This is a genomic window from Tateyamaria omphalii, assembly GCF_019802125.1.
GTDB lineage: Bacteria > Pseudomonadota > Alphaproteobacteria > Rhodobacterales > Rhodobacteraceae > Tateyamaria > Tateyamaria omphalii_B.
This window is the reverse complement of record NZ_JAHVHT010000003.1, coordinates 459035-485595: the sequence shown is the minus strand read 5'-3', so window position 1 is coordinate 485595 and position 26561 is coordinate 459035. Positions and strand designations below refer to the sequence as shown.

General features: G+C 60.4%; 31 protein-coding genes, 1 tRNA gene and 1 riboswitch. Of the genes, 13 read left to right on the top strand and 19 right to left on the bottom strand.

Going from position 1 to position 26561, the window contains the following annotated elements; genetic code table 11:
* Positions 1–8 precede the first annotated feature (8 nt).
* Positions 9–98: transfer RNA gene (locus KUV51_RS14820), tRNA-Ser, on the bottom strand.
* Positions 99–305: 207 nt separating this feature from the next.
* Between KUV51_RS14820 and KUV51_RS14815 the strand changes: the two genes are divergently transcribed.
* Positions 306–1310, top strand: a complete 1005-nt coding sequence (locus KUV51_RS14815; protein WP_222522392.1) for an NADP-dependent oxidoreductase — start codon at positions 306–308, stop codon at positions 1308–1310.
* 45 nt (positions 1311–1355) lie between these two features.
* On the opposite strand, the gene ychF is transcribed toward KUV51_RS14815, so the two are convergent.
* Positions 1356–2450, bottom strand: coding sequence for a redox-regulated ATPase YchF (gene ychF, locus KUV51_RS14810; RefSeq protein ID WP_218463168.1), 1095 nt, complete (start codon positions 2448–2450; stop codon positions 1356–1358).
* A gap of 188 nt (positions 2451–2638) precedes the next feature.
* Here ychF and KUV51_RS14805 point away from each other — a divergent pair, with 188 nt between their 5' ends.
* The 3 genes from KUV51_RS14805 (at position 2639) to KUV51_RS14795 (ending at position 4524) form a co-directional block, all read left to right on the top strand.
* Complete coding sequence (locus KUV51_RS14805; RefSeq protein ID WP_218464887.1) at positions 2639–3124, top strand: acyloxyacyl hydrolase; 486 nt, start codon at positions 2639–2641, stop codon at positions 3122–3124.
* Positions 3125–3185: 61 nt separating this feature from the next.
* The gene (gene trpA / locus KUV51_RS14800; protein ID WP_218463169.1) at positions 3186–3980 is read left to right on the top strand and encodes a tryptophan synthase subunit alpha; all 795 of its coding nucleotides are present in this window, start codon (positions 3186–3188) and stop codon (positions 3978–3980) included.
* 109 nt (positions 3981–4089) lie between these two features.
* Positions 4090–4524 carry a hypothetical protein gene (locus tag KUV51_RS14795; RefSeq protein ID WP_218464888.1) on the top strand — a complete coding sequence of 145 codons (435 nt, stop codon included), beginning with the start codon at positions 4090–4092 and terminating at the stop codon, positions 4522–4524.
* Here the strand turns inward: KUV51_RS14795 and KUV51_RS14790 are convergent.
* From KUV51_RS14790 to KUV51_RS14770, 5 genes are all read right to left on the bottom strand, one after another.
* On the bottom strand, positions 4521–5150 hold the full coding sequence (locus KUV51_RS14790; RefSeq protein WP_218463170.1) for a (d)CMP kinase: 630 nt from the start codon (positions 5148–5150) through the stop codon (positions 4521–4523). The genes KUV51_RS14795 and KUV51_RS14790 overlap by 4 nt on opposite strands.
* The gene (aroA, locus tag KUV51_RS14785; RefSeq protein ID WP_218463171.1) at positions 5150–6499 is read right to left on the bottom strand and encodes a 3-phosphoshikimate 1-carboxyvinyltransferase; all 1350 of its coding nucleotides are present in this window, start codon (positions 6497–6499) and stop codon (positions 5150–5152) included. The genes KUV51_RS14790 and aroA overlap by 1 nt, the downstream gene beginning before the upstream one ends.
* Before the next feature lie 143 nt (positions 6500–6642).
* Positions 6643–7341 carry a tRNA (guanine(46)-N(7))-methyltransferase TrmB gene (locus KUV51_RS14780; protein WP_218463172.1) on the bottom strand — a complete coding sequence of 233 codons (699 nt, stop codon included), beginning with the start codon at positions 7339–7341 and terminating at the stop codon, positions 6643–6645.
* A gap of 75 nt (positions 7342–7416) precedes the next feature.
* Positions 7417–7863, bottom strand: a complete 447-nt coding sequence (locus KUV51_RS14775) for a MarR family winged helix-turn-helix transcriptional regulator (RefSeq protein WP_218463173.1) — start codon at positions 7861–7863, stop codon at positions 7417–7419.
* Complete coding sequence (locus KUV51_RS14770) at positions 7856–9001, bottom strand: Acg family FMN-binding oxidoreductase (protein WP_255553515.1); 1146 nt, start codon at positions 8999–9001, stop codon at positions 7856–7858. The genes KUV51_RS14775 and KUV51_RS14770 overlap by 8 nt, the downstream gene beginning before the upstream one ends.
* A 158-nt stretch (positions 9002–9159) precedes the next feature.
* Between KUV51_RS14770 and KUV51_RS14765 the strand changes: the two genes are divergently transcribed.
* Positions 9160–10323, top strand: a complete 1164-nt coding sequence (locus KUV51_RS14765; protein WP_218463174.1) for an alpha-hydroxy acid oxidase — start codon at positions 9160–9162, stop codon at positions 10321–10323.
* Between the two features lie 62 nt (positions 10324–10385).
* Here the strand turns inward: KUV51_RS14765 and KUV51_RS14760 are convergent, their stop codons facing one another.
* Positions 10386–11558 carry an MFS transporter gene (locus KUV51_RS14760; RefSeq protein WP_222522391.1) on the bottom strand — a complete coding sequence of 391 codons (1173 nt, stop codon included), beginning with the start codon at positions 11556–11558 and terminating at the stop codon, positions 10386–10388.
* Positions 11559–11706: 148 nt separating this feature from the next.
* Between KUV51_RS14760 and KUV51_RS14755 the strand changes: the two genes are divergently transcribed.
* The 5 genes from KUV51_RS14755 (at position 11707) to KUV51_RS14735 (ending at position 16014) form a co-directional block, all read left to right on the top strand.
* The gene (locus tag KUV51_RS14755) at positions 11707–12348 is read left to right on the top strand and encodes a 50S ribosomal protein L25/general stress protein Ctc (protein WP_222522390.1); all 642 of its coding nucleotides are present in this window, start codon (positions 11707–11709) and stop codon (positions 12346–12348) included.
* A 364-nt stretch (positions 12349–12712) separates the two neighbouring features.
* Positions 12713–13390: an aminoacyl-tRNA hydrolase gene (pth, locus tag KUV51_RS14750; protein WP_222522389.1), complete on the top strand. Its 678-nt coding sequence runs from the start codon at positions 12713–12715 to the stop codon at positions 13388–13390.
* A complete protein-coding gene (locus KUV51_RS14745; RefSeq protein WP_222522388.1) occupies positions 13387–14421 on the top strand; it encodes a DUF2332 domain-containing protein in 1035 nt (344 codons plus the stop codon). The genes pth and KUV51_RS14745 overlap by 4 nt, the downstream gene beginning before the upstream one ends.
* A gap of 54 nt (positions 14422–14475) precedes the next feature.
* Positions 14476–15642 carry a serine hydrolase domain-containing protein gene (locus tag KUV51_RS14740; RefSeq protein ID WP_222522387.1) on the top strand — a complete coding sequence of 389 codons (1167 nt, stop codon included), beginning with the start codon at positions 14476–14478 and terminating at the stop codon, positions 15640–15642.
* A gap of 3 nt (positions 15643–15645) precedes the next feature.
* Positions 15646–16014, top strand: coding sequence for a DUF2237 family protein (locus KUV51_RS14735; RefSeq protein WP_222522386.1), 369 nt, complete (start codon positions 15646–15648; stop codon positions 16012–16014).
* 2 nt (positions 16015–16016) lie between these two features.
* Here the strand turns inward: KUV51_RS14735 and KUV51_RS14730 are convergent, their stop codons facing one another.
* The 9 genes from KUV51_RS14730 to rpsA form a co-directional block, all read right to left on the bottom strand.
* On the bottom strand, positions 16017–16541 hold the full coding sequence (locus KUV51_RS14730) for a helix-turn-helix transcriptional regulator (RefSeq protein WP_222522385.1): 525 nt from the start codon (positions 16539–16541) through the stop codon (positions 16017–16019).
* Positions 16525–16956: a hypothetical protein gene (locus tag KUV51_RS14725; protein WP_222522384.1), complete on the bottom strand. Its 432-nt coding sequence runs from the start codon at positions 16954–16956 to the stop codon at positions 16525–16527. The genes KUV51_RS14730 and KUV51_RS14725 overlap by 17 nt, the downstream gene beginning before the upstream one ends.
* Positions 16957–17034: 78 nt before the next feature.
* A complete protein-coding gene (locus tag KUV51_RS14720) occupies positions 17035–17277 on the bottom strand; it encodes a hypothetical protein (RefSeq protein ID WP_222522383.1) in 243 nt (80 codons plus the stop codon).
* A 227-nt stretch (positions 17278–17504) separates the two neighbouring features.
* A complete protein-coding gene (gene trpB / locus KUV51_RS14715) occupies positions 17505–18752 on the bottom strand; it encodes a tryptophan synthase subunit beta (RefSeq protein ID WP_222522382.1) in 1248 nt (415 codons plus the stop codon).
* Positions 18753–18767: 15 nt separating this feature from the next.
* A complete protein-coding gene (locus tag KUV51_RS14710; RefSeq protein ID WP_222522381.1) occupies positions 18768–19217 on the bottom strand; it encodes a GNAT family N-acetyltransferase in 450 nt (149 codons plus the stop codon).
* On the bottom strand, positions 19214–19858 hold the full coding sequence (locus KUV51_RS14705; RefSeq protein ID WP_222522380.1) for a phosphoribosylanthranilate isomerase: 645 nt from the start codon (positions 19856–19858) through the stop codon (positions 19214–19216). The genes KUV51_RS14710 and KUV51_RS14705 overlap by 4 nt, the downstream gene beginning before the upstream one ends.
* Positions 19859–19867: 9 nt before the next feature.
* Complete coding sequence (locus KUV51_RS14700) at positions 19868–20218, bottom strand: LapA family protein (protein ID WP_222522379.1); 351 nt, start codon at positions 20216–20218, stop codon at positions 19868–19870.
* Positions 20218–20502: an integration host factor subunit beta gene (ihfB, locus tag KUV51_RS14695; RefSeq protein WP_189369183.1), complete on the bottom strand. Its 285-nt coding sequence runs from the start codon at positions 20500–20502 to the stop codon at positions 20218–20220. The genes KUV51_RS14700 and ihfB overlap by 1 nt, the downstream gene beginning before the upstream one ends.
* A 275-nt stretch (positions 20503–20777) precedes the next feature.
* Positions 20778–22439: a 30S ribosomal protein S1 gene (gene rpsA / locus KUV51_RS14690; protein ID WP_410001081.1), complete on the bottom strand. Its 1662-nt coding sequence runs from the start codon at positions 22437–22439 to the stop codon at positions 20778–20780.
* A gap of 456 nt (positions 22440–22895) precedes the next feature.
* Between rpsA and KUV51_RS14685 the strand changes: the two genes are divergently transcribed.
* From KUV51_RS14685 to KUV51_RS14675, 3 genes are all read left to right on the top strand, one after another.
* Positions 22896–23516, top strand: coding sequence for a hypothetical protein (locus KUV51_RS14685; RefSeq protein ID WP_222522377.1), 621 nt, complete (start codon positions 22896–22898; stop codon positions 23514–23516).
* Between the two features lie 129 nt (positions 23517–23645).
* Positions 23646–23966: a MarR family transcriptional regulator gene (locus tag KUV51_RS14680; protein ID WP_222522376.1), complete on the top strand. Its 321-nt coding sequence runs from the start codon at positions 23646–23648 to the stop codon at positions 23964–23966.
* A 32-nt stretch (positions 23967–23998) separates the two neighbouring features.
* A complete protein-coding gene (locus tag KUV51_RS14675; protein ID WP_222522375.1) occupies positions 23999–24592 on the top strand; it encodes a hypothetical protein in 594 nt (197 codons plus the stop codon).
* 14 nt (positions 24593–24606) lie between these two features.
* On the opposite strand, the gene KUV51_RS14670 is transcribed toward KUV51_RS14675, so the two are convergent.
* Together KUV51_RS14670 and metK are read right to left on the bottom strand one after the other, a co-directional pair.
* On the bottom strand, positions 24607–25203 hold the full coding sequence (locus KUV51_RS14670) for a hypothetical protein (protein ID WP_261385851.1): 597 nt from the start codon (positions 25201–25203) through the stop codon (positions 24607–24609).
* Positions 25204–25318: 115 nt separating this feature from the next.
* The gene (gene metK / locus KUV51_RS14665; protein ID WP_222522374.1) at positions 25319–26500 is read right to left on the bottom strand and encodes a methionine adenosyltransferase; all 1182 of its coding nucleotides are present in this window, start codon (positions 26498–26500) and stop codon (positions 25319–25321) included.
* Between the two features lie 3 nt (positions 26501–26503).
* Positions 26504–26553: riboswitch (SAM-SAH riboswitch) on the bottom strand.
* Between the last annotated feature and the right edge of the window lie 8 nt (positions 26554–26561).

Sequence of the window (26561 nt, the reverse complement as noted above, 5' to 3'; positions counted from 1 at the left end):
GGAAAAAGTGGCGGAGACGAAGGGATTCGAACCCTCGAGACGGTTTCCCGCCTACTCCCTTAGCAGGGGAGCGCCTTCGACCACTCGGCCACGTCTCCGCTGACCCGTCTATCGTTCCCCCCCGGGCAGGGCAAGCAGAAAGCAGGGCGCCTATCAACGAACCTCGATGATGAGAAGTCAGGCCAATTCATCGGCCGTGACCAACATGTGACGCGGCACGCAAGAAAATCGTTGCCGGAATCAAAAATTCAACCATGAATTGAATTTGCACCATACGGTGCAGCATTTCAAAATGGGAGAAGATGATGACTGAACACACAGCGACATCTTGGTTTTTTAACGAGCGCCCAAAAGACTTGATTTCAGAAACCACACTGACCCTGCGCGAACATACGCTGCCCGATCTTCTGGAGGGTGAGTTCAGGGTAAAAACCCACTACCTGTCCCTCGACGCCACCAACCGTGTCTGGTTGTCGGATTGGGACATCTACATGGATCCGGTCCGCCTTGGCGATCCGATGCGCGGCTTTGTGGTCGGGGAGGTGACCGAAAGCCGGAACGCGGACTTCCCCGTCGGCAGCTTTGCATCGGGCATGGCGTCCTGGGCGGATTACGTGATCGGTGACGCAGAGCGGTTCACACCGTTTCCAATCGACAAGGACCTCGGGCACGCCTTTGCCGTCATGAGCATCGCGGGGCCCACCGCCCATGTCGGCCTGCATCATGTCGGAGAGCTGCAGGACAACGAAACGGTCGTGGTCAGCGGTGCGGCAGGCGCGGTCGGGCTGATGGTCTGCCAGATGGCCAAGCGGCGGGGGTGTCGTGTGGTCGGCATCGCCGGATCGGCCGAGAAGTGCCAGATGCTCACCGAAGAGTTCGGGATCGATGCGGCCATCAACTACAAGACCGAAGATGTTCGGGACGCCCTCGGTTCGGCCTGCCCCGATGGCATCGACCTCTGTTTCGAAAATGTTGGCGGCGACATCCTCGATGCATCACTTGTGCATATGCGCGACTATGGCCGGGTCGTGATCTGTGGGTTGATCTCCACATACAACACCAAGTCCCCCACGCCTGGACCGTACATGTTCCGCAACATCATCATGCGGCGCCTGACCATGCGCGGTTTCGTGATCCTCGACTACATGGATCTCATGCCGCAGGTCGTCGCGGATCTTGGTGCGTGGATGCAAGCGGGCGAGCTCCGCCTGCCGCTGCATGTGGTCGATGGGCTCGAAAACGCCGTGGACGCGGTGAACCTGCTCTACACCGGTGGCAACACCGGAAAGGTCCTTGTGCGTATGCACTGACACCCGTTGCCGGGCGCGGGGCACACCGCCGCGTCGCCCGGTGGCTCAGGAATGCAGGAAGTGCATCACGTCGCCATCCTTGACGACATATGCCTTGCCCTCGGCCCGCATCTTGCCTGCTTCCTTGGCCGGCCCCTCGCCGCCCAGCTCGACGAAGTCGTCATAGGCGATGGTTTCGGCCCGGATGAACCCCTTTTCGAAGTCCCCGTGGATCACGCCGGCCGCCTTGGGTGCGGAAGTGCCGGATTTGATGGTCCAGGCGCGGGCCTCTTTCGGGCCGACGGTAAAGTATGTCTCGAGGTGGAGCAGCTCGTAGCCAGCGCGGATCAACCGGTCGAGGCCCGCCTCGGAAAGGCCCATCTCCTCAAGGAACATCTGGGCTTCATCATCTTCAAGCTGGCTGATCTCTTCCTCGATCTGGGCCGAAATCACCACGTGACTGTTGCCCTGCGCGGACGCCATCTCCGCCACCTTGGCGGAATGGGCGTTGCCGTCAGCAGCTTCCGCTTCGCCCACATTGCAGACGTAGAGAACGGGCTTGGTGGTCAGCAGTTGCAGCATGGCCCAGGCTTTGGCGTCTTCGTCGTCGATTTCGACCACACGCGCCGGTTTGCCGTCCTCAAGAACCTCCAGCGCCTGCTTCATCAGACGTTCCTGCTGCACCGCCTCCTTGTCGCCGCCGCGCACCTTGCGCACGATGTTTTGCAGGCGTTTTTCCAAGCTCTCGATATCGGCCAGCATCAATTCGGTTTCGATGGTTTCGGCATCGGCCACAGGATCCACCCGGCCTTCGACATGGGTCACATCCCCATCCTCGAAACAGCGCAGCACATGGGCGATGGCGTCGACCTCGCGAATGTTGGCCAGAAACTGGTTGCCCAGCCCCTCGCCCTTCGACGCCCCTTTGACGAGGCCCGCAATGTCGACAAATGTCATGCGGGTCGGAATGATCTGCTTGGACGCTGCAATCGCGGCCAACTTGTCCAGGCGTGCATCGGGCACGGCCACCTCGCCCACATTGGGTTCGATGGTGCAAAAAGGAAAGTTGGCAGCCTGCGCGGCAGCCGTCTTGGTCAATGCGTTGAACAGGGTCGACTTACCAACATTCGGCAGGCCGACGATACCCATCTTGAAACCCATCGGAGTCATCCTTTTGTGCGGTTGAGCCGCTTCTAGCAGGACGGTCAACAGGTGCAAGGCGGTGACATGTCGGGAAAATTTCAACCGGGCCCGTCCAAAAGGAGTGACAGCCCTGTGGCGTACCACATATTGTCGGCATTCGGTGCCATATGCGCCACGATCTATTGATTGAGACTTGGACTTTCGCGATGCTGCGTATTTGTTTTGCTTTTTTCATTCTGTTTGTTGGCGCGACAAGCGCTTCCGCCCAGGAATGGACACTGGGGCTTGGCACGACAGATTTCGGAGATCAGGGCCAGGACAGCCTCGCACTGGACCTCGAATACCGGCACACACCTTTTATCGAAAAGCGGGTGTTGTCGGTCGCATGGGGCGTAAATGTCGCTCTGTCGGCAGAGGGTGACAGTTTCATCGGTGGGGGTATCTGGTCGCGGTGGCAATGGCAGAACGGCTGGTTCATCGACAACAGCATCATGCCCGGCTTCTTCGAGGAAGGAACCGCAGGCAACGACCTCGGGTCGTCGTTCGAGATTCGCTCCCTGCTCGGGGTCGGCTACCAGTTCGACAACGGCCATGCGCTCTCGGCCGCGATCTCGCACAAGTCGAATGCCAGCCTGGCTGACGACAACCCCGGCATGAACACCTACACCCTCCGCTATCATTTCCGGTTCTGAGGACGCTTGCCTTTCCCGCACCGCTTTGGCAGGGACAGCGGGACGTTAAAGGGAGAGCATGATGACAACCCGGATCGATGCCAAATTCGCGGCACTCAAGGCCGAAGGCCGCAAGGCATTCGTCGCCTATGTTATGGCAGGCGACCCGGATTATGACACATCGCTCGAGGTTGTGCGCGGTCTGCCAGCGGCCGGGGTCGATGTCATCGAACTGGGCTTGCCCTTTACCGATCCGATGGCCGATGGGCCCACCATTCAATTGGCCGGACAACGCGCTCTGGAGGCCGGGATGACCCTGGACCGCACTCTCGATCTGGCCCGCGCCTTCCGCCAATCCGACGACACCACACCCATCGTGCTGATGGGCTACTACAACCCGATCTATTCGCGCGGCGTCGACACCTTCCTCGCGCAAGCGCAAGAGGCAGGTATCGACGGGCTGATCGTGGTTGACCTGCCGCCCGAGGAAGACAGCGAACTCTGCATCCCCGCGCAAGCGGCAGGGCTCAACTTTATCCGGCTCGCGACACCCACCACCGACGACAAGCGCCTGCCGCGCGTGCTGCAAAACACGTCCGGCTTTGTATATTACGTGTCGATCACCGGGATCACCGGCGCGGCCGAAGCCGAAGCGGGCGACGTCGGACCCGAGGTTGCCCGCATCAAGGCAGCCACGGATCTGCCGATCATCGTCGGCTTTGGCATCAACACCCCTGACAAATCAAAGGCCATTGCATCTGTCGCAGACGGCGCCGTCGTCGGGTCCGCCATCGTCAGCCGCATTGGCGCAGGCGACAGCGTCGACAGTGTCTTGGAGTTTGTCAAAAGCCTCGCCGACGGCGCGCACGCCGCCTGACCGGCAAGTCCGCGCCGAAAGTCCGGGCGCCGACCGGGGTGCAATCGTAATTATTGAAGTTTCGGCAGAATGCGGCGATGTTCGTATCAATAACGAACGCCTCTTTGCCGTGATCAAGACCTACTCATCGCCGTCCGAGATTTCGGAAACCCTGTTGGAACGAACAGGTGACGCATTGCTGTCGCATGACTTCGACAGTTTTGCAGATTGCTTTTTCATTCCATACGGCATCGAGACCGTAAACGGAAAACGCACCATCGGGTCGCGCGAAAATCTGAACCTCACCTTCGATGCCGTACACGCGCATCTTCTGAAGCAGCAGGTGACGATCATGGCGCGCCACTGTGTGTCCGCCAGCTTCCGGTCACCGAACGAAGTGGCCGCCACGCATGAAACGCGCCTGATCAGCCGCGATATTCTGGTGCAGGACCCCTACCCGGCTTTTTCGCTGATCAAACGCCAGCCGAATGGCGTATGGAAAGTTGCGTTCACGTCCTACGTCATTGTCGATTCCGCGGATCTCAACAACGCACTTCACGCCTAGGCGCGTGGGGCACCGCCCTTCGCGGCAACATGCGCGATGGCTGCCGCAACGGCCTCGTCAATGGACATCTTCGAGGTGTCGAGCAGCATCGCCCCGTCTGCCGGGCGCAAAGGTGCCGCCTCGCGCTCACTGTCCCGCGCATCGCGGGCTCGTACATCCGCCAACACCTCGGCCAGCGTGCGATCATCGCCTTTGTCACGCAGCTCCTTCCAGCGCCGTTCGGCCCGCACCTCCGCGCTGGCGGTGACAAAAAGCTGTGCCTCAGCGCCCGGATAAATCACGGTGCAGATGTCGCGCCCATCCAGCACGGCACCCCCGGGACGCCGGGCAAAACTGCGCTGAAAGTCCAGAAGCGCCGCCCTTACCTCTGGGATCACGGCAACCCGGCTTGCGGCCTGCGCCACCTCTGCCGTGCGCAACCGCCCGTCTTCGAGTGCACGTGGATCCAGCGCCCGCGCCGCCTCGATCGGATCAGCCCCGTCCAGCGTCAGCGCGCCCACGGCGCGATACAAAAGCCCAGTATCCAGATGGGCAAAGCCGAAATGTCCCGCAACAGCGCGCGCGATCGTCCCCTTGCCCGCAGCTGCAGGCCCATCAATCGCGACCGTGAACGCGCGCGGTGTCATCACCCGGCGCGCTGGATGTCGGCACCCAGACCCGCCATCAACGGCTCGAAAATCGGGAAGGAGGTCGCAATCGGCCCGCCATCATCCACCTGCATCGGTTTCTGCGTCGCCATCCCCATCACCAGGAACGACATCGCAATCCGGTGATCCAGATGGCTGGCACAGGTCACACCGCCCGGCACGTTGCCATGGCCCAAGCCCGTGACAGTCCACCAATCCGGCCCATCCTCAACCGTCACACCGGCCGCACGCAGGCCAACGGCCATCGCGTCAATCCGGTCACTTTCCTTGACCCGCAACTCCTTGACCCCCGGCATATGGGTCTTGCCGCTGGCAAAGGACGCCACGACCGACAGCACCGGGTATTCATCGATCATGCTGGCCGCACGCTCGGCTGGCACCTCAATACCCTTCAAATCAGGCGAAAACCGCGCCCGCAGATCGGCCACAGGCTCCCCGCCCTCTTCCCGCTCATTCTCATAGGCCAGGTCGGCCCCCATCTCGCGCAGCGTGGTAAACAGCCCAGCGCGCGTGGGGTTCAGCCCGATATTGGGCACCAGCACATCCGACCCCGGCACAATCAGCGCCGCGCAAACCGGAAAGGCGGCCGAGGACGGATCGCGCGGCACATCAATATGCTGCCGCGTCAACTCTGGCTGCCCCTTCAACGTGATGACGCGGCCTTCCTCCGTCACGTCCGTGCTGATCTCGGCCCCAAAGCCTGCCAGCATCCGCTCGGTATGATCGCGGGTCGCCTCCTGCTCGATCACAACGGTCTCACCCGGCGCATTCAGCCCGGCCAGCAACACGGCGGACTTCACCTGCGCCGACGGCACCGGCACGGTGTAGCGCACAGGCACGGGATCAACCGCGCCCACAAGCGTCATGGGCAACCGCCCCCCGGAACGGCCCACCGCCTGACAGCCGAACAGAGCCAGCGGATCGGTCACCCGCGCCATGGGCCGCCCGTTCAGGCTCGCATCGCCTGTAAAGGTCACCGAAATGGGCGAGGTTGCCATCGCCCCCATAAGCAAACGCACACCCGTGCCCGAATTGCCGCAATCAATTACCTGATCCGGCTCGGCAAAGCCGCCAACACCAACCCCATGCACCGACCATGACCCGCCACCATGGTTGATGACCTCGGCACCAAAGGCCTGCATCGCCTTGCCGGTGTCCAGCACATCCTGCCCTTCGAGCAACCCGGTGATGGTCGTCTCGCCCACCGCCATGGCACCCAGGATCAGCGAGCGATGCGAAATCGACTTGTCGCCGGGCACCTCCGCCGTGCCGCTCAGCGGCCCACAGGCGGAAGAGGTCATGGGTATCGGATCACCGTGGCTGGACATGTTTGCGCTCGCATCAATTCAATCGGCGCAGACCTACCCCGCCCGCACAAGCCCGTCCAGACCGCGCACGCGCCTGTCTCTTCTTCTGGCCAAAAATACTTCGGGGGAGCGCGGCACGCGCGGGGGCAGAGCTCCCAAAAACGCTAGTCCTTTCGCCGAAACGTCAGGTAATGCGGCACCCGTCCCTCGCGCAGGGCCTTCTGCTCATAGCGGGTGCTGATCCAGTCGCCCCACGGCTCCCGCCAATCGGCCGGGCGCTCCGCCAACCACTCGAACCCCGCCTTCGGCACCTCTTCCAACGTCTGACGCACGTAATCGGGAATATCGGTTGCCACGCGAAAGATCGCACCCGGCTTCAACGCACGGGCCAGGGGCTCCAGATGTTCCTGTGTGACAAAGCGGCGCCGGTGATGCCGCGCCTTGGGCCAGGGATCGGGATAAAGCAGAAAGGCCCGCGCAATCGACGCCGCAGGCAGCACATCCATCAGATCGCGCGCATCGCCCGGATGCACGGCCAGGTTCTCGACCCCTGCCCTCCGGATCTTGCCCAGCAGCATCGCAACGCCGTTGATATAAGGCTCCGCCCCAATGATGCCGACGTCCGGATTTTCAGCGGCCTGATGCACCAGATGCTCACCGCCACCAAAACCCACCTCCAGCCACACGGGCTTGCCCCCAAAAAGCGCATCCAGATCCAGCGGCTCACGCGCGGGGTTGTCCTCCCACGACACGGGCCCCGGCGACAGCGCCTCCAGATCTTCATCCAGATAGCGTTTCTGACTGTCCTTCAGGGTCTTGCCCTTGAGACGTCCATAGAAGTTGCGATGGGGGCGTTCAGTCATGGCGCGCCCTTTAGCGCGCGGCGCAGACAGGGGCAATGGGCGGGGCGCGTAAGGCGCAGGTGTCCTGCGCCCGGCTCAGTCTCTTGCCGCGTCCAGATACTCCCGCAGCGCAGTCAGCACAGGGCGCATCTCCACCAGTTGCGCCACATCAAAGCCCTGCGCCAACTTCGCAAAGTCAGGCCCAAGGGCCGCAATCGTTTCTGCGCGCACCTCGCGTCCCCTTTCGGTCAGCCACACGCGTTTGGACCGACCGTCGTCCGGGTTCGGGCGCATCTCGACCAGACCATGCTGCTCCAGCCCTTTCAGCGTGTGCGTCATGCTGGTCTTAGGCACCTGAAAGGCGCGCGCCATCTCCATCGGCGTGCGCCCATCGCCAACGCGGGTCAAATGATTGAGCACCGAAAAATGCGGCGCAATCAGCCCATGGGGCAGCCGCGCCTCCAAAATGGCGCGGCTCAACTGTTCGATGATGCCGATCTCATTGAACACCTCGAAAAAGACCGACGGGTCATTGTCACGCATGCACGATCTTGCTTTCCAATCCCCAGCGCGGGCTCTGTGCGATGTCGGGGCCATACCCGATCCGCGCAAACATTTGCACGGTTCCGCCCGCTGGCGCCAGCCTGTCATGCACCTCGGCATAAAGCCCGGCCATCTCGGGATATTCCTGCAGCGCCTGGCTCAGCGGTTGCAGACCAAGCCCTGCCCGCGTTGTGGCAAGGTTCAAACGCAGCCAATCGCGACCTGCGGCGATCTGATCCACCCGCGTGTTGGTCGGCGTGATCTGCCACAGATGCCCCATGGCAGTGTCCGCATTGGCAAAGACCGCCTTTAGACCACCCTCATAGGCCAGCGAATCCTGCGCCAGCGCCGCCTCCCGGGAAAAGGTGCCGGTCAGGGCCATCGCCTCGAACATCGGACCGCTAAAGTCGATCCCGTCGGGGTTTGCATCAACCTCGCGCCTGCCAATGCGGAACAGGTCCACGCTTTCCTTGTAGGTGTGCGGTGTCTCGATCTCGATCCGCAGCGCCTCATGGCTCAGCACCCGCAGCGCAGCGATATCGTCAGCCGCGACCGAGCCTGCCACGGTCGTGCGGGTCGCAACACTCAGAACCGCATCCAGCGTTGCCTGATCAACCGGGCGGTCCGTATCGAACGGCTCCTTAAGGGACCGACGATGCATGACCTGCCCGAACAGGTCCGGCTCAGGCGTGCCCGCCCCTTCGAAAAAGCGCGCAACAGCCACCCGGCGGTGGTCGAGACCGTCGGGGTCTTCGCCATCCGGGAAGAGATCCAGATCGACCCCGTACCCCTGTTCTGCCGCCGCAAGCGTCATCAGCTCCAGAAAGCAGCCAAGACCGATCACGATCTGACGGCCGAACGGGTCGGTATGCGGCAGCAGCCGCTCCGTATCCACGCGCAGGGTCACTTCGCCCTCTTTGCGCAGATCAACCTGCCAGGGCTGACGGTTGTGCGGGTTCGGGGCCAGAATGGCATAGGACAGCGCCCGCATACGGGGCTCGGCGTAGGTACCGGCGACCGACCAGGGTTTCAAAGCAGTCTGCGGTCTGCGGGTCACGGCATAGGCGGCGGCACCGGACGCGGCGAGGATCGAACCACCTCCGATCAGGGCAAGTGTTTTACGGCGGGACAGCGACATGAAGATCTCCATTTGTGCGATTTCGAACCAAATACGAGATATAATACGATATCGCACCAAACAAGTCCCATTTCGTACTTTTTCGCTGCCAGCACATCATCCCTTGCCCAAAACAGTCCATATTGGTAAGCAAACCTAACCAATATCGGAAGTTTCCCATGCCCGTGATCACCACCATCGACGATCTGAAACGCATCTACGAACGCCGCGTGCCGCGCATGTTCTACGACTACTGCGAATCCGGCAGCTGGACCGAACAGACCTTCCGCGACAATTCTTCGGACTTCGATGACATCCGCCTGCGCCAGCGCGTGGCCGTGGACATGTCCGGGCGCAGCACCAAAAGCCAGATGATCGGCCAGGACGTGGCCATGCCCGTCGCTCTCGCGCCCGTAGGCCTGACCGGAATGCAACACGCCGACGGCGAAATGAAAGCCGCGCGGGCCGCAGAGAAATTCGGTGTGCCCTTCACCCTCTCCACCATGTCCATCAATTCGATCGAGGATGTGGCCGGCTTCACCGACGCGCCCTTCTGGTTCCAGCTCTACACGATGAAGGACCAGAACTATGTCGCCCGCCTGATCCAGCGGGCCAAGGACGCAAACTGTTCCGCCCTCGTCATCACGCTCGACCTGCAAATCCTCGGCCAACGACACAAGGACCTGAAAAACGGCCTCTCCGCCCCGCCGAAACTCACGGCCAAAACCATTGCGAACCTGATGACCAAATGGTCCTGGGGGATCGAGATGCTGTCGGCCAAGCGCCGCGAGTTTGGCAATATCGTCGGCCATGTGGACGGCATCAGCGACGCCTCATCGCTCGGTGCTTGGACCGCCGAACAATTCGACCCGACGCTCGATTGGTCCAAGGTCGCCAAGCTGAAAGAGCAATGGGGCGGCAAGGTCATTCTCAAGGGCATTCTCGACGCTGACGACGCGAAAATGGCGCTCAAGGTCGGTGCGGATGCCATCATCGTGTCGAACCACGGCGGGCGGCAGCTCGACGGCGCGCTCAGCTCCATCCGTGCCCTGCCCTCGATCCTCGATGCGGTGGGCGATCAGGTCGAAGTGCATCTCGACAGCGGGATCCGTTCCGGCCAGGACGTCCTGAAGGCGCTCGCCATGGGGGTCAAGGGCACCTATATCGGCCGCGCCTTTGTCTACGGGCTGGGTGCGATGGGCCAACAGGGCGTGACCGAGGCGCTGAACGTCATCCACAAGGAACTCGACACGACCATGGCGCTTTGTGGCGAGACGAATGTTGCCAATCTTGGGCGGCACAACCTGCTGGTGCCCGAAGGGTTCGAAGGGCGCTGGCAATAGGGATTTCGCCGCGGTGCCCCGCGGCGACCGGCTGGGGCTCTGCCCCAGACCCCGAAGTATTTTTAGCCAGAAGAAGGGATATGCGCGCGTTGGCGGCCAAGCATCCGTCCCCATGACGGGAGGAGGAGTGCAGCCACCGCAAACATGATGCCGGCGATCACATAGAAAGAGACGCGCAGCCCGAAGCCTTCGGCGACAAAACCCATGATGACGGGGCCAAGGAAAAACGCTGCATAGCCAAGGGCCGCGGCCTGGCTGATCGCGGCAAGACGATATTTCGGACGCACGGCCTGCCCCACCAGCCCCAAGGCCAGGGGGCCCACAACCGACACGCCAAGCCCACCCAGCAGAAACCCGGCATAGGCCATGGGCAAACCCGTTGCCGCCCCGGCCAGTGCAAGACCCAGTCCGGCAAGGCAGGAGGCCACAACCATCACCCGGAAGGGCGGCCAACTCGCGCCAAAGATATGACCGCCCAATCGGCCCACCGCCATGCCGGTGGCAAGCAGCGCCGGGCCCAGGGCGCCCTCCGCCGGTCCACCACCCAGCGTCCGTTCCACGTGCAGGGCCGACCAACCCTCCGATGCGGCCTCTCCCAGAAAGGCAGACAGAACCACGAGACCGCCAACCCAGACCAGCAGGCGCGGCATACCCGTTGTGTCCTGCGTGTCTTCCTCGCTCAGCGTCCTTACCGGCAGGATCAACCAGGGGCTCAGAACGGCCACGGCAAGCGCAAGACCCGCAAAGATCGCCACCGGCCCCCAGCCGCCCTCGCGTGCAACCCCAACCGCAACGGCAGCCAGCGCATAAGACACTGAAAACAGACCGTGGTTCAGGTTCATCAGGGATCGCCCGGTGCTCGCCTCGGCCTCGCTCACCTCGGCATTGGCGAGCACATCGGTGATGCCGGACCCGCCTGCCGCCAGAAACAGGGCAATGCCCATGACCACCGGGACCTGCGCCGCCCCCGCCAGCACGAACCCCAGTGCCATGATCACCGCGCCAGCGATCATAGCCCACCGTCCGATCAAACGATGCAAAAACGGCGCCAGCCACATCGCCATGATCGCACCGGTCGACCCGATCAGCACAAGCGTGCCCCAGGCCCCGTCGCCCACACCCACCTGCGCCTTGATCACCGGCATCTGCGCCGAAAACGCAGCCCAGCCAAAGCCCACAATAACAAACCCCATCAGGGCGCGGCGCGAAGCGATGATGTCGTCCAGAAGTCTCATGGCCAAGCGGTGACACGCGGCCCTCACATCGTCCAGCCCTCGCGCGCGTATTTTGCGTCTTTTCATGGGCGAAAAACCGGTCTATAGCGCAGCCTTCACGCGGGGTGACAGCCTTGGAGGCACCCTGCCCTAACTTTGGAGAAATACTATGGCTGGAGAGATTCCTGATCTCGAAGCCCTGGAACGCACGGGGACAGGCAAGGGCGCCGCTCGTCAGGCCCGCCGCGACGGCATGGTTCCAGGGATTGTTTTTGGTGGCGACGCAGATCCGCTGCCGATCAATCTGCCCTTCAACAAGCTGTTCAAAATGCTGAAAGCCGGTCGGTTCAAGTCGACCCTCTTCAACATGAAAGTCGAAGGCCACGACGACGTTCGCGTCATCTGCCGTGACGTGCAGCGCGACGTGGTCAAGGACCTGCCGACACACGTGGACTTCATGCGCCTGCGCCGCACCACCAAGATCAACCTGTTCATCGGTGTTGAAGTGGAAGGCGAAGACGTCTCGCCCGGCCTGAAAAAAGGCGGTGTGCTGTCGCTGGTCCGTCCCGAGGTGGAACTGGTCGTGACCGCTGGCGACATCCCCGAAAGCATCACCATCGACGTGAGCGGCGCGGAAGTTGGCGACAGCATCACCATCTCGTCGGTGACGCTGCCGAGCGGCGCCAAGCCGACCATCGACCGTGACTTCGTGATCGCAACGATCACGGCACCGTCCGGCCTGCGCTCGTCCGAGAACGAAGAGGGCGACGCCGAGGGCGAAGACGCCACCGAAGAGGCTGGCGAAGAATAATCACCGACCAAATGTCGGTTCAGATCAGGCCGCTCCGATCCGGGGCGGCCTTTTTCGTTTCAGCGTGTTCTGCGCGGTTCTTAACGAAATCTGAAGCGGCACGCCCAAAGGTTAATTCTTTTCAATATCTTAACAGCTGCACACCACCCAAAACGCGCAGTTTACGGGCGAAAATGTGCAGTTTGTGCAGATCGACCCGAAATTGCCAGGTTTTCGAGGGGTCAAAACACGCAGTTTGCGTTGAAAAATGTGCATTTTCATCACGCTCAGGCCGAAAGCCCCTAGCGTACGGTGCGTTTACGCATTGCTGGACCCGCCCCTCACCGCCCTCTATGCTGCGCTGCAACATTGTACGAGGGCATCCATGAAACTGATCGTCGGTCTGGGCAACCCCGGACAGAAATACGCGCGGAACCGGCACAATATCGGCTTCATGGTTCTGGACCGCATCGCGTCCGATCACGGCTTTCCCGCATGGAAGTCCAAGCATCAGGGATCGGTATCCGAAGGGCGGTTCGGATCGACCCGCGCGATCCTGCTCAAGCCCGAAACTTACATGAACAAATCTGGTGACAGCGTCGGTGCCGCCATGCGGTTTCACAAGCTGGAACCGGAGGATGTCATTGTTTTACATGATGAAATTGACCTCGCCCCGGGCAAGGTGCGCTGGAAGGTCGGCGGCGGACATGCCGGTCACAACGGCCTGCGCTCGATCCACGCGCATATCGGCCCCGACTATGCCCGCGTGCGGCTCGGCGTCGGGCATCCGGGGCACAAGGATGCGGTGCCGGGCTATGTTCTGCGTGACTTTCCGAAAGCCGATGACGTGTGGCTCGACGATGTCATACGCGGATGCTCGGACGGCGCCCCCCATCTTGCCCTGGGTGACGGGGCCAAATTCATGAATGCCGTAGCGCTCTGCGTGGCACCTCCCCGCTCCAGTAAATCCGAGAAAAAAGAAACAAATACAAAGGCTTCTGAAAACGAGCCCGAGCCCGACACACGCTCACCCATTCAAAAACTGATGGACCGATTTTCATGACCCTGCGCGAAGCCTTTCTGCACCAGTCCAAGTCTTGTGCCCACATGGGGTCACCGCTGATGGGACGTGTTCTCGGCATTCTGGCAGACCGCTGGGATCCAGACACAGCGCTCGGTCAAAAAATGGCTGAATATCAAGGGGATATCGGCCCTGCCGGGCATTCACTGCCGCTTCGGATCGGCGGCGGACTTCACGCGCTGGTGCTTCAGGGCAAGGATGCGGACCTGATCAACGCCTATCCTCCCAACACGGCTGATGATGCAGCACTCGAAAGCGCTGTTCTGAACGCTTTGAAAACGCACGAAGATTTCTTCCTCGACTGGATCAGGCACGCGCCACAAACGAACGAAGTTCGGCGCAGCGCGGCCCTGATCCCGATGGCTCATGTCGCCGTGTCGCATTTCGACCGGCCCATCGTTCTGTCTGAGCTGGGCGCAAGCGGCGGACTGAACCTGATGTGGGACCATTTCGCGCTCGACACACCCAAGCACCGCTTCGGGCCGGAGGATGCGGCCCTGACCCTCAGCCCCGAATGGACTGGACCGGTGCCGCCGCTGTGTTCTCCACAGGTTGTGGATAGATCAGGTGTGGACCTCAATCCACTGAATTTGAAAAATAAAAAGGGCCGCATGGCGTTGCTGTCCTATCTGTGGGCGGATCAACCACACAGGGTCGAATTGACCCGCTCGGCCACGTCCGTGCTGAAGGCAAAGGTCGAACAGGGCGACGCAATAGACTGGCTGGAACAGCGTCTGGCAGCAGCGCCGGAGGGTCACATGCACATGATCCAACACACGGTTGCCTGGCAGTATTTCCCGGCGGAGGCGCAGGCACGCGGCACGGCCATGATCGAAGCGGCTGGGGCGAACGCGACGCCCGAGACACCCCTCGCCTGGATGCAAATGGAAACCGACAGCAACACGACGGGCGCGGTTGGCGCTGCGTTAACCTTGCGCTTGTGGCCCGGCGACATCACCCTCAACCTTGGACGTGCCGATTTTCATGGCCGCTGGATCAACTGGGCAGGGTAACTCCTGACGACGACCATGGTGCTGTGGATAGTTACGCGCAGGTAGGGGACGAATATGCGAAAAGTCGTAAAATGGATATTTCGTGCACTGCTTGCACTAGCACTCGCGGCACTTGTGATCGGTTTGTGGAAGCGCGAAGAGATCACGCGCCTGTTGGCCGTCAACACATTGTTCGACGAAGACCGCATTGTATCGAACTTTTCGAACATGGATGGCGCATTCCTGCATCGCGAAATCCCGAAGGGTGACACCCCCATCAGCACCCTGCCCATAGGTGCACCACTCGAGATGCCCGACAGCTATGCCGGATGGGTAACCGACCGCACGGTGACCTCCACACTGGTCCTCAAGGACGGGCAGATCGTGCACGAAGCCTACTACCAAGGGACGGCCCCGGACGATCTGCGCATCAGTTGGTCCGTCGCCAAGAGCTATCTGTCCGCCCTGTTCGGCATCCTTGTGGACGAAGGCGCGATCACATCCCTTGATGCGCCGGTGACGGACTACGCCCCTTCCCTTGCGGGCGGTGCATATGACGGGGCCACCATTCGAAACGTCCTGCAAATGACCAGCGGCATCACATTTGACGAGGACTATCTGGATTACGACAGCGATATCAACAGGATGGGCCGTGTCCTCGCATTGGGCGGCAAGATGGATGACTTCGCCGCAGGCCTGACGGAAACCTTCGCTCCGGCGGGCGAGACCTGGCAGTACACTTCAATCGACACGCATGTGGTTGGCATGGTGGCGCGCGGCGCGACCGGGCGCGACATCCCGGATTTGATGGCTGAAAAGCTGATCGGGCCACTTGGGTTGGAACAGTCGCCGCTTTATCTGACGGATGGGATCGGCGTGGCCTTTGTGCTTGGTGGGCTCAACATCACAACGCGCGACTATGCGCGCTTCGGTCAGATGATCCTGCAAAACGGCACGTGGCAGGGCCAGCAGATCGTGCCAGCCGACTGGATTGCAGCCTCCACCCGCCCGAGCGCGCCGACACAGCCGGGCAAGATCGGGTACGGATATCAATGGTGGATCCCTGTTGGCGCCTCAGAAGGACAGTTCATGGGCCGTGGCATCTACGGTCAGTACCTCTATATCGATAGGCAGGCGGGTGTAGTCATTGTGACCACTGCGGCGGATCGCAAGTTTCGCGAGGCTGGCGTAAGTGCTTCGAATATCGACATGTTCCGCCAGATCGTGGCCGCAACGGAGTGAGACATGGAACCCGATGACAGCGTCAACGTCCTGGGCACAGCGCTTGAGGTGTGCGGCATGGACCCGGTCACCGGGTTCTTCCGCGACGGACATTGCAACACCTGCGCGGCGGACCAGGGCAGCCACACGGTTTGCGCAGTGATGACCTCCGAGTTCCTCGCCTATTCCAAATATGTGGGCAACGACCTGAGTACACCGCGACCGGAGTACCGCTTCAAAGGTTTGAAACCCGGTGACAGCTGGTGTCTGTGCGCCTCGCGCTTCCTACAGGCGCATGACGAAGGCTGCGCGCCGAAAGTCAGTCTGTCGGCGACACACTTGCGAGCCCTGGATATCGTGCCTCTCGAAATCCTGAAACAACACGCCGCCTAGTGCTATAGCGGCCCGTCCATCAGATCATCAATGAACAGGCTCAGCAATTGGGGCCGCCCGGACACGCCTGCCTTGCGGTAAATGGCGTTGGTTTGCGCCTTGACCGTGCCCTCGGACGTTTCGCGCATTGCCGCAATGTCCTGCGTGCTGAACCCCTTGATCGAAAACAATGCCACGTCCCGCTCAGCCGGGGTCAGGCCCCACAGGGTGAATTTGTCCTCCAGCAACTCCATGAACGCCCCGGAAGCGGCCCGGAGCTGGCTTTCCACATGATCGGACCTGCGCACGGCAGCGCGCAACATATACGCCCCCACACCAACACCAATGATCAGGCCAAGAGCGGCTGCAATTTCAATAAGTTCGTGGACCTGCCAACTGATCGGCGCAATGGGAAGGCCCAGCAGGGTAATGAGTATCTCCGACACAAAAAACACCGCACACAACGCCTGAACCAAAAGCACTATCGAAAAAACCACCGTGCGTCGTGATACACTGAACGTCACGCGACCCTCAGTCGTCGTCGCCATCGTCGCCTCCGTCATCCCCCCCGTCGTCGCCGCCGCCGTTGTCATCGCCGCCGTCGTCGCCGTCATCATCATCGCCGTCGTCGTCATCATCGTCCTGGTCGTCATCGTCATCGCGATCACTGGCGCCGCCACCGGACCGACCCGGGTCGACGATTTGAGTGCCCTGCCCCCCACCGTCCAGTTCGCGCCAGAAGTCGCGCAAGATCTCTCCGGTTACAGGGCTCACGACGATCTCGCGATACAGATCCCTGCTGCGCGCCACGATGCGTGAGCGGCCCAGCAATGTACGGCGCACCTCGATCTGGGAGTATCCTTGATCCCGCAGTTGTCGCACGATGCTGTCTTCGATCGGTCCGGCAAAGCCTGCAGATCCAAGCGCACAGGAAATCGCAAAGGCACAAAGCCACGTCTTCATATCACGTCCTCCGACCCGCAAAGCTCGGGCACAGGCAGGCGGTCGGACATGTGGTGCTTTAGGTTCTGCATTCTCGTCCTAGTCGTCGTCACTGCGATCCTCGCTGCGCCGGTCATCCTTGTCATCGTCATCATCGTCACCCCGCTCGTCGCCACGGTCACTATACCAGCCCAGACGGTCATCATCGTCGTCGTCACCCGCCTGAGGCGACCACCCACCGCGTTCGAACAGGTCCGAGAATTTGAACCGCCCGTCGGTATCGGCCTCGCCCGTAGTTGCAATCAGCATGGCAATCGCCGTCAAAGTCACTGTCTTTTTCATCTCGTGTCCTCTCTGTGTAGGCATCGCGGCGGAAATCCGCGACGTCACCCAGAAAAGGGACAGGAATGCATCAATGCCCATGCTCTATGGGTTTAATCTGCGCAGAGTAAACACATGGCCAAACAGTCTAAACCGCAGTTTATGGTCCAAGAATGATGCGACGCCAGTCGAATGGCCACAAAAAAGGCGGGCCGAAACCCGCCTTGCTTGACTGGATCGCGGTCGCGCTACTCCACGTTGCGCCCTTCGGGTCCGGACATGTCAAAGCCCAGATGCCGTGCGACGGTAAAGATGTCCTTGTCCCCACGCCCGCACATATTCATGCATATGATGTGATCGGATGGCAGCGTCGGCGCAATCTTCATAACATGCGCGAGGGCATGGGACGGCTCAAGCGCGGGAATGATCCCCTCGGTCGTGCAGCAGAGCTGGAATGCCTCCAGCGCCTCCACATCCGTGATCGAGACATATTCGGCGCGGCCAATATCATGCAGCCAGGCGTGCTCAGGTCCGATGCCCGGGTAATCGAGCCCTGCGGAGATCGAGAACCCTTCGAGGATCTGACCGTCGTCGTCCTGCAGCAGATAGGTCCGGTTGCCGTGCAGCACACCCGGGCGACCGCCGGTGAGCGACGCGCAATGCTCCATCTTGGCGTTCACGCCCTTGCCACCCGCTTCGACACCGATGATCGCGACCTCTTTGTCGTCGAGAAAGGGATAGAACAGTCCCATCGCATTGGACCCGCCACCGATGGCGGCAATGATGGTGTCGGGGAAACGGCCTTCGGCCTCGGTCATTTGCTCGCGGACTTCCTTGCCGATGATGCTTTGGAAATCGCGGACCATGGCGGGGTACGGGTGCGGCCCGGCCACTGTGCCGATGCAATAGAACGTATCACGGACATTCGTCACCCAATCCCGCAACGCATCGTTCATGGCGTCCTTGAGCGTGCCACGGCCTGACGTGACGGGGATCACCTCTGCCCCCAGCAGCTTCATGCGGAACACATTGGGGGCCTGACGCTCGACGTCATGGGCGCCCATGTAGACCACACACTTCAGACCGAATTTCGCACAGACTGTGGCCGTGGCCACACCATGCTGCCCTGCCCCGGTTTCGGCGATGATCCGGGTCTTGCCCATGCGGCGCGCCAGGATGATCTGGCCCAACACGTTGTTGATCTTGTGCGCACCGGTGTGATTCAGCTCGTCACGCTTCATGTAGATCTTGGCGCCGCCCAGGTGATCGGTCAGGCGTTCGGCGAAATAGAGCGGGCTGGGACGGCCGACATAGTGCTTCCAGAGATGATCCATCTCGGCCCAGAAGCTGTCGTCGGTCTTGGCCTTTTCGTATTCCTCTTCCAGCGACAGGATCAGCGGCATCAATGTCTCGGACACGAACCGCCCGCCAAAGTCGCCAAAGCGCCCGTTTTCATCGGGGCCGGTCATGAAGGAATTGAAAAGATCGTTGGCCATCGTCGCCTCCCGCGTTCAGGTCAGATCGCGTTTATACCCGATGTGAGAAGGGGTAAAGCCGAGGCGCTCGTAGAAACGGGCGCTATCGGTGCGACTTTTGTTCATGGTGAGTTGCATCAGCTTGCACCCGGCCGCGCGCGACCGCTGTTCGGCATCAGCAAACATGGCTTCGCCAATGCTTTGCCCCCGCAAACGGCTGGCCACACGCACGCCTTCGACCTGCGCGCGGCGCATTGCGCTTAGGGATAAGCCCGCAATGAAGGTCAGGTGGTAGGTGGCAATGATTTCACCATCCAGTTCACCCACGATGACGGTGTTGTTCGGATCTGCTTCAATCTCTCTAAACGTCGGCAGGTAAGCATCGGAACGGGTGCTTTCGCGGGTAGCGCCCAGCTTGTCATCTATCAGAAGCGATAGGATTGCAGGAACATCCGCCTCAGTCGCGTCGCGAAAGGTGACGCTCATGCGCTTTGCACGGCCGCCATGAAGTCGCGGATCAGGTTTGCATCCTTTTCTCCAGGCGCGGCCTCAACTCCGGAGCTGATGTCCACCTGACGCGCACCGGTCAAAGCAACCGCTTCGGCCACATTCTCAGCTGTCAGGCCACCAGCAAGCATCCAGGGCACCGGCCAACGTCGCCCGGAGATCAGTCGCCAATCAAAGGTCAGGCCATTGCCCCCCGGCAGATCTGCGTTCTTGGGCGGTTTCGCATCGACAAGGATCTGGTCCGCAACCCGGACATAGGCGTCGATTGCAGGCAGATCGTCCGCATCGGCAACGCCCACGGCCTTCATCACGGGCAGGCCATAGCGCGCCTTGATCTCGGCCACCCGTTCAGGCGTCTCGGAGCCGTGCAGTTGGAACATGTCCAGCGGGACGTGTGCGACAAGCTCATCCAGAAACGCATCATCCGGGTTCACGACAAGGGCGACCTTGGCGACACCGACTGGCACCTCCAGCGCCAAGGCGCGCGCGTCCTCAATGCTGATATTGCGTGGAGACTTGGGAAAAAACACCAGACCGATGTATTTCGCGCCCGCCTCAACGGCGGCGGCAACGTGATCGGGGCGGCCAAGGCCGCAGATCTTCACGGATACATCTGACATGGGATTGGATTAGCTGGCTTCGTCCAGAAGCGCCAGCACCTCGTCCTTGCCTTCGTGCTTTTCGGTCTTGAGGCGTTTGACCTCACGCTCAAGCCGACGCTTGTCGCGGGCATTGCGCGCATTCTCGGCCCGGATGGCGTGTTCGCGCATCCATTCCCACACAAAACCGACCAGCAGCCCGGCAACGATGCCGCCAAAAATTACCACGAACAGCGGAAGTTCGATTGTCGGGGCAACTGCGAAAAGACCGGCGATTTCGTCCGGCAGCAGCTTCAATGTCACCATCCCGCGATTGGCCAAGGCGACCGCAATCAAGGCCACGGCGAAAATGGCAATGCAGGCATAGCGAATGTAGCGCATCAGGCTTTCCCGTTCAGGCGATCACGCAGCAGCTTACCGGTCTTGAAGAAGGGCACGTGCTTTTCTTCGACCTCGACGGTTTCTCCCGTGCGGGGGTTGCGCCCGGTCCGCGCGTCGCGCTTTTTGACCGAAAAGGCGCCAAAGCCACGTAACTCGACCCGGTCGCCCCGCGCCATCGCATTGGTCACTTCGTCAAAGATTGTGTTTACGATCCGCTCAACGTCTCTTTGGTAGAGGTGTGGATTTTCGTCTGCGATCTTTTGGATCAACTCTGACCGGATCATCTTACTTCCCTCCCGAGAGACTCGGACTTTTTGTCTTTTGCCGTCCCGTAACTATAAGAACAAACGGGCCTTTCGGGAATAGCCCGTATCTGCGCGTGCAGGCTTTTTTTGGCATCTGCACCCGCGCGTGAGCGGTTTTTGGACGGCGGTTCGGTGCCTGAGCCGGATATGCAGCATCATGCACGCCATGTGTCAGAAACGATTCGAGCCCCGATCCGACATAGCAAAAAGGGGCCCCGCAGGGCCCCTTCGAAAACATTGTATGAGCGAAAGGCTTACTCGTCGCCCTTGAGCGCTGCGCCAAGGATGTCGCCGAGCGATGCGCCGGAGTCCGACGAACCATACTGTTCCACGGCTTCCTTCTCTTCCGCGATCTCGCGCGCCTTGATCGACACACCCAGACGGCGGGTCTTGTTGTCGATGTTGGTGATGCGGACGTCCACCTTGTCACCGACCGAGAAACGCTCGGGGCGCTGTTCGGCGCGGTCACGCGACAGGTCGGAGCGGCGGATGAAGGATTTCATGCCTTCGTATTCCACCTCGACACCGCCATCTTCGATGGCTGTCACTTCCACGGTCACGATCGAGCCGCGCTTCACGCCGCCCACGGCTTCGGCAAACTTGTCGCCGCCAACCGCTTTGATCGAGAGCGAGATGCGCTCTTTCTCGACGTCCACTTCGGACACAACCGCGTGGACCATGTCGCCCTTGCGGTAGTCCTGAATGGCTTCTTCGCCACGCTGGTCCCACGACAGGTCGGACAGGTGAACCATGCCGTCGATGTCGCCTTCGAGGCCAACGAACAAACCGAACTCGGTGATGTTCTTGACTTCGCCTTCTACCTCGGTGCCCTCGGGGTGTGTTTCTGCAAACACTTCCCATGGGTTGCGCATGGTCTGCTTGAGGCCCAGGGACACCCGGCGCTTGGCACCGTCGATTTCCAGAACCATGACTTCGACTTCTTGCGAGGTGGACACGATCTTGCCGGGGTGCACGTTCTTTTTGGTCCAGGACATTTCGGACACGTGAACGAGGCCCTCGACACCCGGCTCCAGCTCGACGAACGCACCGTAATCGGTGATGTTCGTGACGCGGCCCGTGTGCGTGCTTTCCAGCGGGTACTTGGCGGCCACCAGATCCCACGGATCTTCCTGCAGCTGCTTCATGCCCAGCGAGATGCGATGCGTCTCTTTGTTGATCTTGATGACCTGCACCTTGATCGTTTCACCGATGGTGAGGATCTCGGATGGGTGGTTCACGCGGCGCCATGCCATGTCGGTGACGTGCAGCAGGCCGTCAACGCCGCCAAGGTCAACAAACGCACCGTATTCGGTGATGTTCTTGACCACACCGTCGACGTTCTGACCTTCGGACAGGTTGCCGATAACCTCGGCGCGCTGTTCGGCGCGGGATTCTTCGAGGATCGCACGGCGCGACACAACGATGTTGCCACGACGACGGTCCATCTTGAGGATCTGGAACGGCTGCTTCAGGCCCATCAGCGGGCCAGCGTCGCGCACGGGGCGGACGTCGACTTGCGAACCGGGCAGGAAGGCCACGGCACCGCCGAGGTCGACCGTGAAGCCACCCTTGACGCGGCCAAAGATGGCACCTTCGACGCGGGCGTCGTCGGCATATGCTTTTTCCAGGCGATCCCAGGCTTCTTCGCGGCGGGCCATCTCGCGCGAGATGACAGCTTCGCCACGGGCGTTTTCGGCCGCGCGCAGGTACACTTCGACCTCATCCCCGACGGAGATTTCGGGCGCTTCACCGGGATTTGCGAATTCTTTGAGCTCGACGCGGCCTTCCATCTTGTAGCCTACGTCGATGATGGCTTGGCCCGCCTCGATGGCGAGAACCTTGCCTTTGACAACTGACCCCTCTTCGGGCGTGTCCATTTCGAAGCTTTCTTGCAGGAGGGCTTCGAATTCCTCCATCATTTTATCAGCCATGTGGCGTCGGTTTCCTAACTATGTTCAGTTTTTCGGGCCGAGCGGTTGTCTCCGCCGGTCTTGCTGGGTTTGAGCCGTTGGCCACCGCGTCAGACCGAGGAAACGACTTTAGGGCCACCGATAAACGGGGCCCTGCCTGCTGTCGTGACTCGTCTGGGCGCGTCGACGGGCGCGGTTTAGTCCACGCGCATCAATTTAGCAAGACGCTTACGGAACGAGGGAGCCAAACAAACCGACCGTGACACTGAACCGTGACGCTAGATGGACCCATCTGACCGAGATACGGTCACGTTTGCCCCTGCACAAAGATTGACAACTTCAAATCATAGTCATTATGACTATAAGAACGAAGTAGACACCTCAGAAATCAGCCAAATTTTTGAATAATTCTAGGTTGATTTGAAACTGGGGGATTTCATTTGGACTACCTTGGGGAAGAAAATGGACTACTACGACCTTGGATTTGCAACGGGCACGTCCGATCTCTCCGGTGCGCGATCCGTTGAAGCATCACCAACAAGACGAAAACCCGACTTGCCATTCGACAACGTCGTGGCCTTTCCGGGCACATCAAGACACGCCTCCAACCCGGCGGACGTGTCACTGGAGAATACTGGTGAAGATGGCGCCCTCGACATCGAAAACGATCTATGGGCGCGCGACGTCTTTCTGGTTTGTGACAGGGCATCGACCGCATTCGAGACGATGAATGGTCTATCGGACCGTATGCAGTCGCTGACAACACTGAACAACTTCAAGCCTGCATTCCAATTGGCAGCGTGCTGTGACGGGTCGGATATCCTGCTCGCGCTGGATCTGGACGCAGCCACGAATATCGGAGACACGTTCATACAACTCTCCGAACTTCGGCAGGCCAACAAGTCTCTTGCGGTCCTGACCATGTCACAGTCATTCTCCCGTACATGCGTTATGCACCGCGAAAACTCTGATTTCTCGGACGCAAGCTTGCGGCTACCTGCCTCAGAATATGAAATGTCCGTCGCATTGCACTTTGCAGTGACGAACGCCTTCTTTCGGACATCATACGACAACGAGAGCTGATGTGTTAAATTTTGACTACAGAACTGCAATGAAAGCGCGTTTCCGCCGACATTGAGTTGTCAGAATGACTGCAGCGCAGTATCAACGGAAAAAAGCGCCGTCATGCGAACGGTGTAGGCTGGGTGTACAGTGGATACGAAACTGCTAGGGCAAATCGCACAGTTGCGCGCTTTGCTTGAAGAAATGGAGAAGGACTTTGGCATGCACGAGCTGTCGCGCAACGAGCGCGACATCGTTCTGGCATTCTGCGCATGTATCAAAGACAACAAGAACGGCGACAACAGGTGCTCAACGGATGTCGTGCGCGCCAATCCGATCGTCAAGGAAATATCACAACCGACTTTTCACAGAACCCTCAAACAGTTGATCAAACGGGGATTGATTGAACGATGCGAGGGGTTTCCAATGGGGGTCTATCGGCTCTCTGATCGCGCGGCAGGTCAAATTTAAAGAGCTGGCGCTCAAACAAAAAAGCGTATCGCTTGTCAAAATCCCTGTACTCATCAGCTCCGCTGAACAACGATTTTATATTGAAAGTTGCCTTGCACAGCGGGGCGCTCATGCTTGCGTATTTCGTGACGTGGGAACTGATCATGCCAGGTCAACGCATGTTCATGACCATGCTGCCCACCTTGGCGACGCTGTTCTACCTCCCGTTCGGGATAAAGGTCATTTCTGCCTTCTTCGAGGGCTGGCGTTGCATCATCTACATGGCGCCAGGGATTGTCATCGGCAATTTCTTCTGGGTTGGAATGCCGTTTGATACGGCCACCACATATATCACCTGGCTTGCAAGCTACGGTACTGCGCCTGCCATCTTCGCGGCGCTCGATTGGGCAACACAGGACGACCGTCGCCGGGTGACGGCAGGACAGGCATGGCGCACCATGATTGCCGGTGGCGCCGCTGCATCGGTCGCGATTTCCGTACTCGTGCATGTCATACGGCATCGGAACATCCCTCAGGATGATTTCATCTTGAGCATGCTCAAATACATGATCGGCGACATGCTGGGCCTACTGCTCATCCTTGCAATTCTAATGGGTTTGTTCCGCTATCTGCGCAAGGTGCGCTGACGCCCGGGCACCCCTCAGATCTCCTCGCCCAGCTCTTGAAGCTCTTTCAGCAGCTCTTGGTAGATGCCGTTGCTATCGCCTCCGCCAAAAACCGTCGCGCCACCGGAGTAGGTTTGGCCGTAAGTGCGAGCCACGTTGATGGTCTGCACAAAGGCCGAAAGAAGCTGGTCCTTTTCAAGCGGGCTAAGCGGATGAATGAACACGCCCCAGAGGCGCCCCTGTGCCACGGCATAGCGCGCATCAAGCGCACTGTCGAAATTGGCCTGCATCAAGCGCATCAACTCGGACGCATCCAAACCGTCGGCCGAGCGGATGGGCACCATCGCCCGCATCCGGTCGGCAACCGGATCGGCAATCACGATGATCGGGATATCATCGATGGTAAACTGGATCGCGTTGCCCGCAGGCTGCGCCTCGGGGTCTATGGCGCGGATGATCTCAGCCATCCGCAACAGCGTCATCGGGGGTTCAAGCGGCGCCTCCGGCAAGGCTTCTGCATCGGGCAGAACCTCGGCATCTGAACCGTTGCCGGATGTCTGGGCCTGGGCAGCGCCCAAAACAGCCATACCGGCCAGAAGGGATGCAACAAATGCCGTGCGGAGGAATGCCATGGCGAACGCCTTTCATCTTGCAATGCAAGAAAGCTAGGCCAGCCAAGGCTCAAACACCAAGCACCGTTTGGTGATCAATTGAAATAGGCGCGCCGTGCTTCGCGCCCGTACAACGTCAGACTGCCGACCTCAGAACATTCGACAGATCGGTGCGTTCCCAGCTGAACCCGCCGTCAGCATCAGGTGCCCGGCCGAAATGGCCATAGGCTGCCGTACGCTGGTAGATCGGCTTGTTCAGCGACAGATGCTCGCGGATCCCGCGAGGCGTCAGATCCATTGCCCGCGCCACGGCGTTCTCGATCGCTGCATCCTCGACCTGGCCTGTGCCGAATGTATCGCAGTAGATCGACAGCGGCTTCGACACCCCGATGGCATAGCTGAGCTGGATCGTGCACTTGTCGGCAAGCCCCGCTGCGACGACATTCTTGGCCAAGTAGCGTGCGGCATAGGCTGCAGAGCGATCGACCTTGGTCGGATCCTTGCCCGAGAATGCGCCACCACCGTGCGGGGCTGCGCCACCATAGGTGTCCACAATGATCTTTCGGCCCGTCAGACCTGCGTCCCCATCGGGCCCGCCGATCACGAATTTCCCGGTGGGGTTCACGTGCCACTCAGTGTCAGCCGTCAACCAGCCGTCCGGTAGAACCTCTTCGATATACGGGGCAACGATGGCGCGGATGTCATCACTGCTCAGCGCTTCGTCGAGATGCTGCGTCGACAGCACGAGAGAGCTGACACCGACAGGTTTGCCGTCACGGTAGATCACGGAAAGCTGTGACTTGGCATCCGGTCCAAGAGCGGGTTCTGTCCCGTCTTTGCGTACCTCTGCCAGACGGCGCAGGATTGCGTGGGCATAGTGGATGGGCGCCGGCATGAGTTCGGGCGTCTCGTTGGTCGCAAAACCAAACATGATGCCCTGGTCCCCTGCCCCTTCATCCTTGTCATCAGCCGCATCAACGCCCTGCGCAATGTGGGCCGACTGTTCGTGCAGCAGATTTGTCACCTCGCATGTGGCGTGGTGAAATTTCTCCTGCTCGTACCCAATGTCCTTGATGCAGGCGCGCGCGATCTCGTCGATCTTGCCCATGTAGTCGTGCAGCGTATCCTGGTCACTGAGCCCCACTTCACCGCCGATGACGACGCGATTTGTGGTTGCAAATGTCTCGCAAGCGACGCGCGCTTCGGGCTCTTCACCAAGAAAGGCATCAAGGACAGCGTCCGAGATGCGATCACAGACTTTATCCGGGTGACCCTCGGAAACGGACTCCGAAGTGAAAGTGTAGTTCTGGCGGGACATGAGCGCTCCATTGGTTTAATCCGCATCACGTCAGGAAGCCGTTGTGATGGGTCCGGACCCG

Excerpts from the sequence above, each read along its gene's own strand:
- KUV51_RS14790 (WP_218463170.1), bottom strand. The coding sequence starts at position 5,150 with ATGACACCGCGCGCGTTCACGGTCGCGATTGATGGGCCTGCAGCTGCG.
- trpA (WP_218463169.1), top strand. The coding sequence starts at position 3,186 with ATGACAACCCGGATCGATGCCAAATTCGCGGCACTCAAGGCCGAAGGC.
- KUV51_RS14805 (WP_218464887.1), top strand. The coding sequence starts at position 2,639 with ATGCTGCGTATTTGTTTTGCTTTTTTCATTCTGTTTGTTGGCGCGACA.
- KUV51_RS14770 (WP_255553515.1), bottom strand. The coding sequence starts at position 9,001 with ATGTCGCTGTCCCGCCGTAAAACACTTGCCCTGATCGGAGGTGGTTCG.
- pth (WP_222522389.1), top strand. The coding sequence starts at position 12,713 with ATGAAACTGATCGTCGGTCTGGGCAACCCCGGACAGAAATACGCGCGG.
- KUV51_RS14760 (WP_222522391.1), bottom strand. The coding sequence starts at position 11,558 with ATGAGACTTCTGGACGACATCATCGCTTCGCGCCGCGCCCTGATGGGG.
- KUV51_RS14670 (WP_261385851.1), bottom strand. The coding sequence starts at position 25,203 with ATGGCATTCCTCCGCACGGCATTTGTTGCATCCCTTCTGGCCGGTATG.
- KUV51_RS14735 (WP_222522386.1), top strand. The coding sequence starts at position 15,646 with ATGGAACCCGATGACAGCGTCAACGTCCTGGGCACAGCGCTTGAGGTG.
- KUV51_RS14815 (WP_222522392.1), top strand. The coding sequence starts at position 306 with ATGACTGAACACACAGCGACATCTTGGTTTTTTAACGAGCGCCCAAAA.
- KUV51_RS14730 (WP_222522385.1), bottom strand. The coding sequence starts at position 16,541 with ATGGCGACGACGACTGAGGGTCGCGTGACGTTCAGTGTATCACGACGC.
- trpB (WP_222522382.1), bottom strand. The coding sequence starts at position 18,752 with ATGGCCAACGATCTTTTCAATTCCTTCATGACCGGCCCCGATGAAAAC.
- KUV51_RS14685 (WP_222522377.1), top strand. The coding sequence starts at position 22,896 with ATGGACTACTACGACCTTGGATTTGCAACGGGCACGTCCGATCTCTCC.
- aroA (WP_218463171.1), bottom strand. The coding sequence starts at position 6,499 with ATGTCCAGCCACGGTGATCCGATACCCATGACCTCTTCCGCCTGTGGG.
- KUV51_RS14720 (WP_222522383.1), bottom strand. The coding sequence starts at position 17,277 with ATGAAAAAGACAGTGACTTTGACGGCGATTGCCATGCTGATTGCAACT.
- KUV51_RS14775 (WP_218463173.1), bottom strand. The coding sequence starts at position 7,863 with ATGCGTGACAATGACCCGTCGGTCTTTTTCGAGGTGTTCAATGAGATC.
- ychF (WP_218463168.1), bottom strand. The coding sequence starts at position 2,450 with ATGGGTTTCAAGATGGGTATCGTCGGCCTGCCGAATGTTGGTAAGTCG.
- metK (WP_222522374.1), bottom strand. The coding sequence starts at position 26,500 with ATGTCCCGCCAGAACTACACTTTCACTTCGGAGTCCGTTTCCGAGGGT.
- KUV51_RS14765 (WP_218463174.1), top strand. The coding sequence starts at position 9,160 with ATGCCCGTGATCACCACCATCGACGATCTGAAACGCATCTACGAACGC.
- KUV51_RS14700 (WP_222522379.1), bottom strand. The coding sequence starts at position 20,218 with ATGCGCTACATTCGCTATGCCTGCATTGCCATTTTCGCCGTGGCCTTG.
- KUV51_RS14725 (WP_222522384.1), bottom strand. The coding sequence starts at position 16,956 with ATGAAGACGTGGCTTTGTGCCTTTGCGATTTCCTGTGCGCTTGGATCT.
- KUV51_RS14755 (WP_222522390.1), top strand. The coding sequence starts at position 11,707 with ATGGCTGGAGAGATTCCTGATCTCGAAGCCCTGGAACGCACGGGGACA.
- KUV51_RS14710 (WP_222522381.1), bottom strand. The coding sequence starts at position 19,217 with ATGAGCGTCACCTTTCGCGACGCGACTGAGGCGGATGTTCCTGCAATC.
- ihfB (WP_189369183.1), bottom strand. The coding sequence starts at position 20,502 with ATGATCCGGTCAGAGTTGATCCAAAAGATCGCAGACGAAAATCCACAC.
- KUV51_RS14705 (WP_222522380.1), bottom strand. The coding sequence starts at position 19,858 with ATGTCAGATGTATCCGTGAAGATCTGCGGCCTTGGCCGCCCCGATCAC.
- KUV51_RS14740 (WP_222522387.1), top strand. The coding sequence starts at position 14,476 with ATGCGAAAAGTCGTAAAATGGATATTTCGTGCACTGCTTGCACTAGCA.
- rpsA (WP_410001081.1), bottom strand. The coding sequence starts at position 22,439 with ATGGAGGAATTCGAAGCCCTCCTGCAAGAAAGCTTCGAAATGGACACG.
- KUV51_RS14745 (WP_222522388.1), top strand. The coding sequence starts at position 13,387 with ATGACCCTGCGCGAAGCCTTTCTGCACCAGTCCAAGTCTTGTGCCCAC.
- KUV51_RS14780 (WP_218463172.1), bottom strand. The coding sequence starts at position 7,341 with ATGACTGAACGCCCCCATCGCAACTTCTATGGACGTCTCAAGGGCAAG.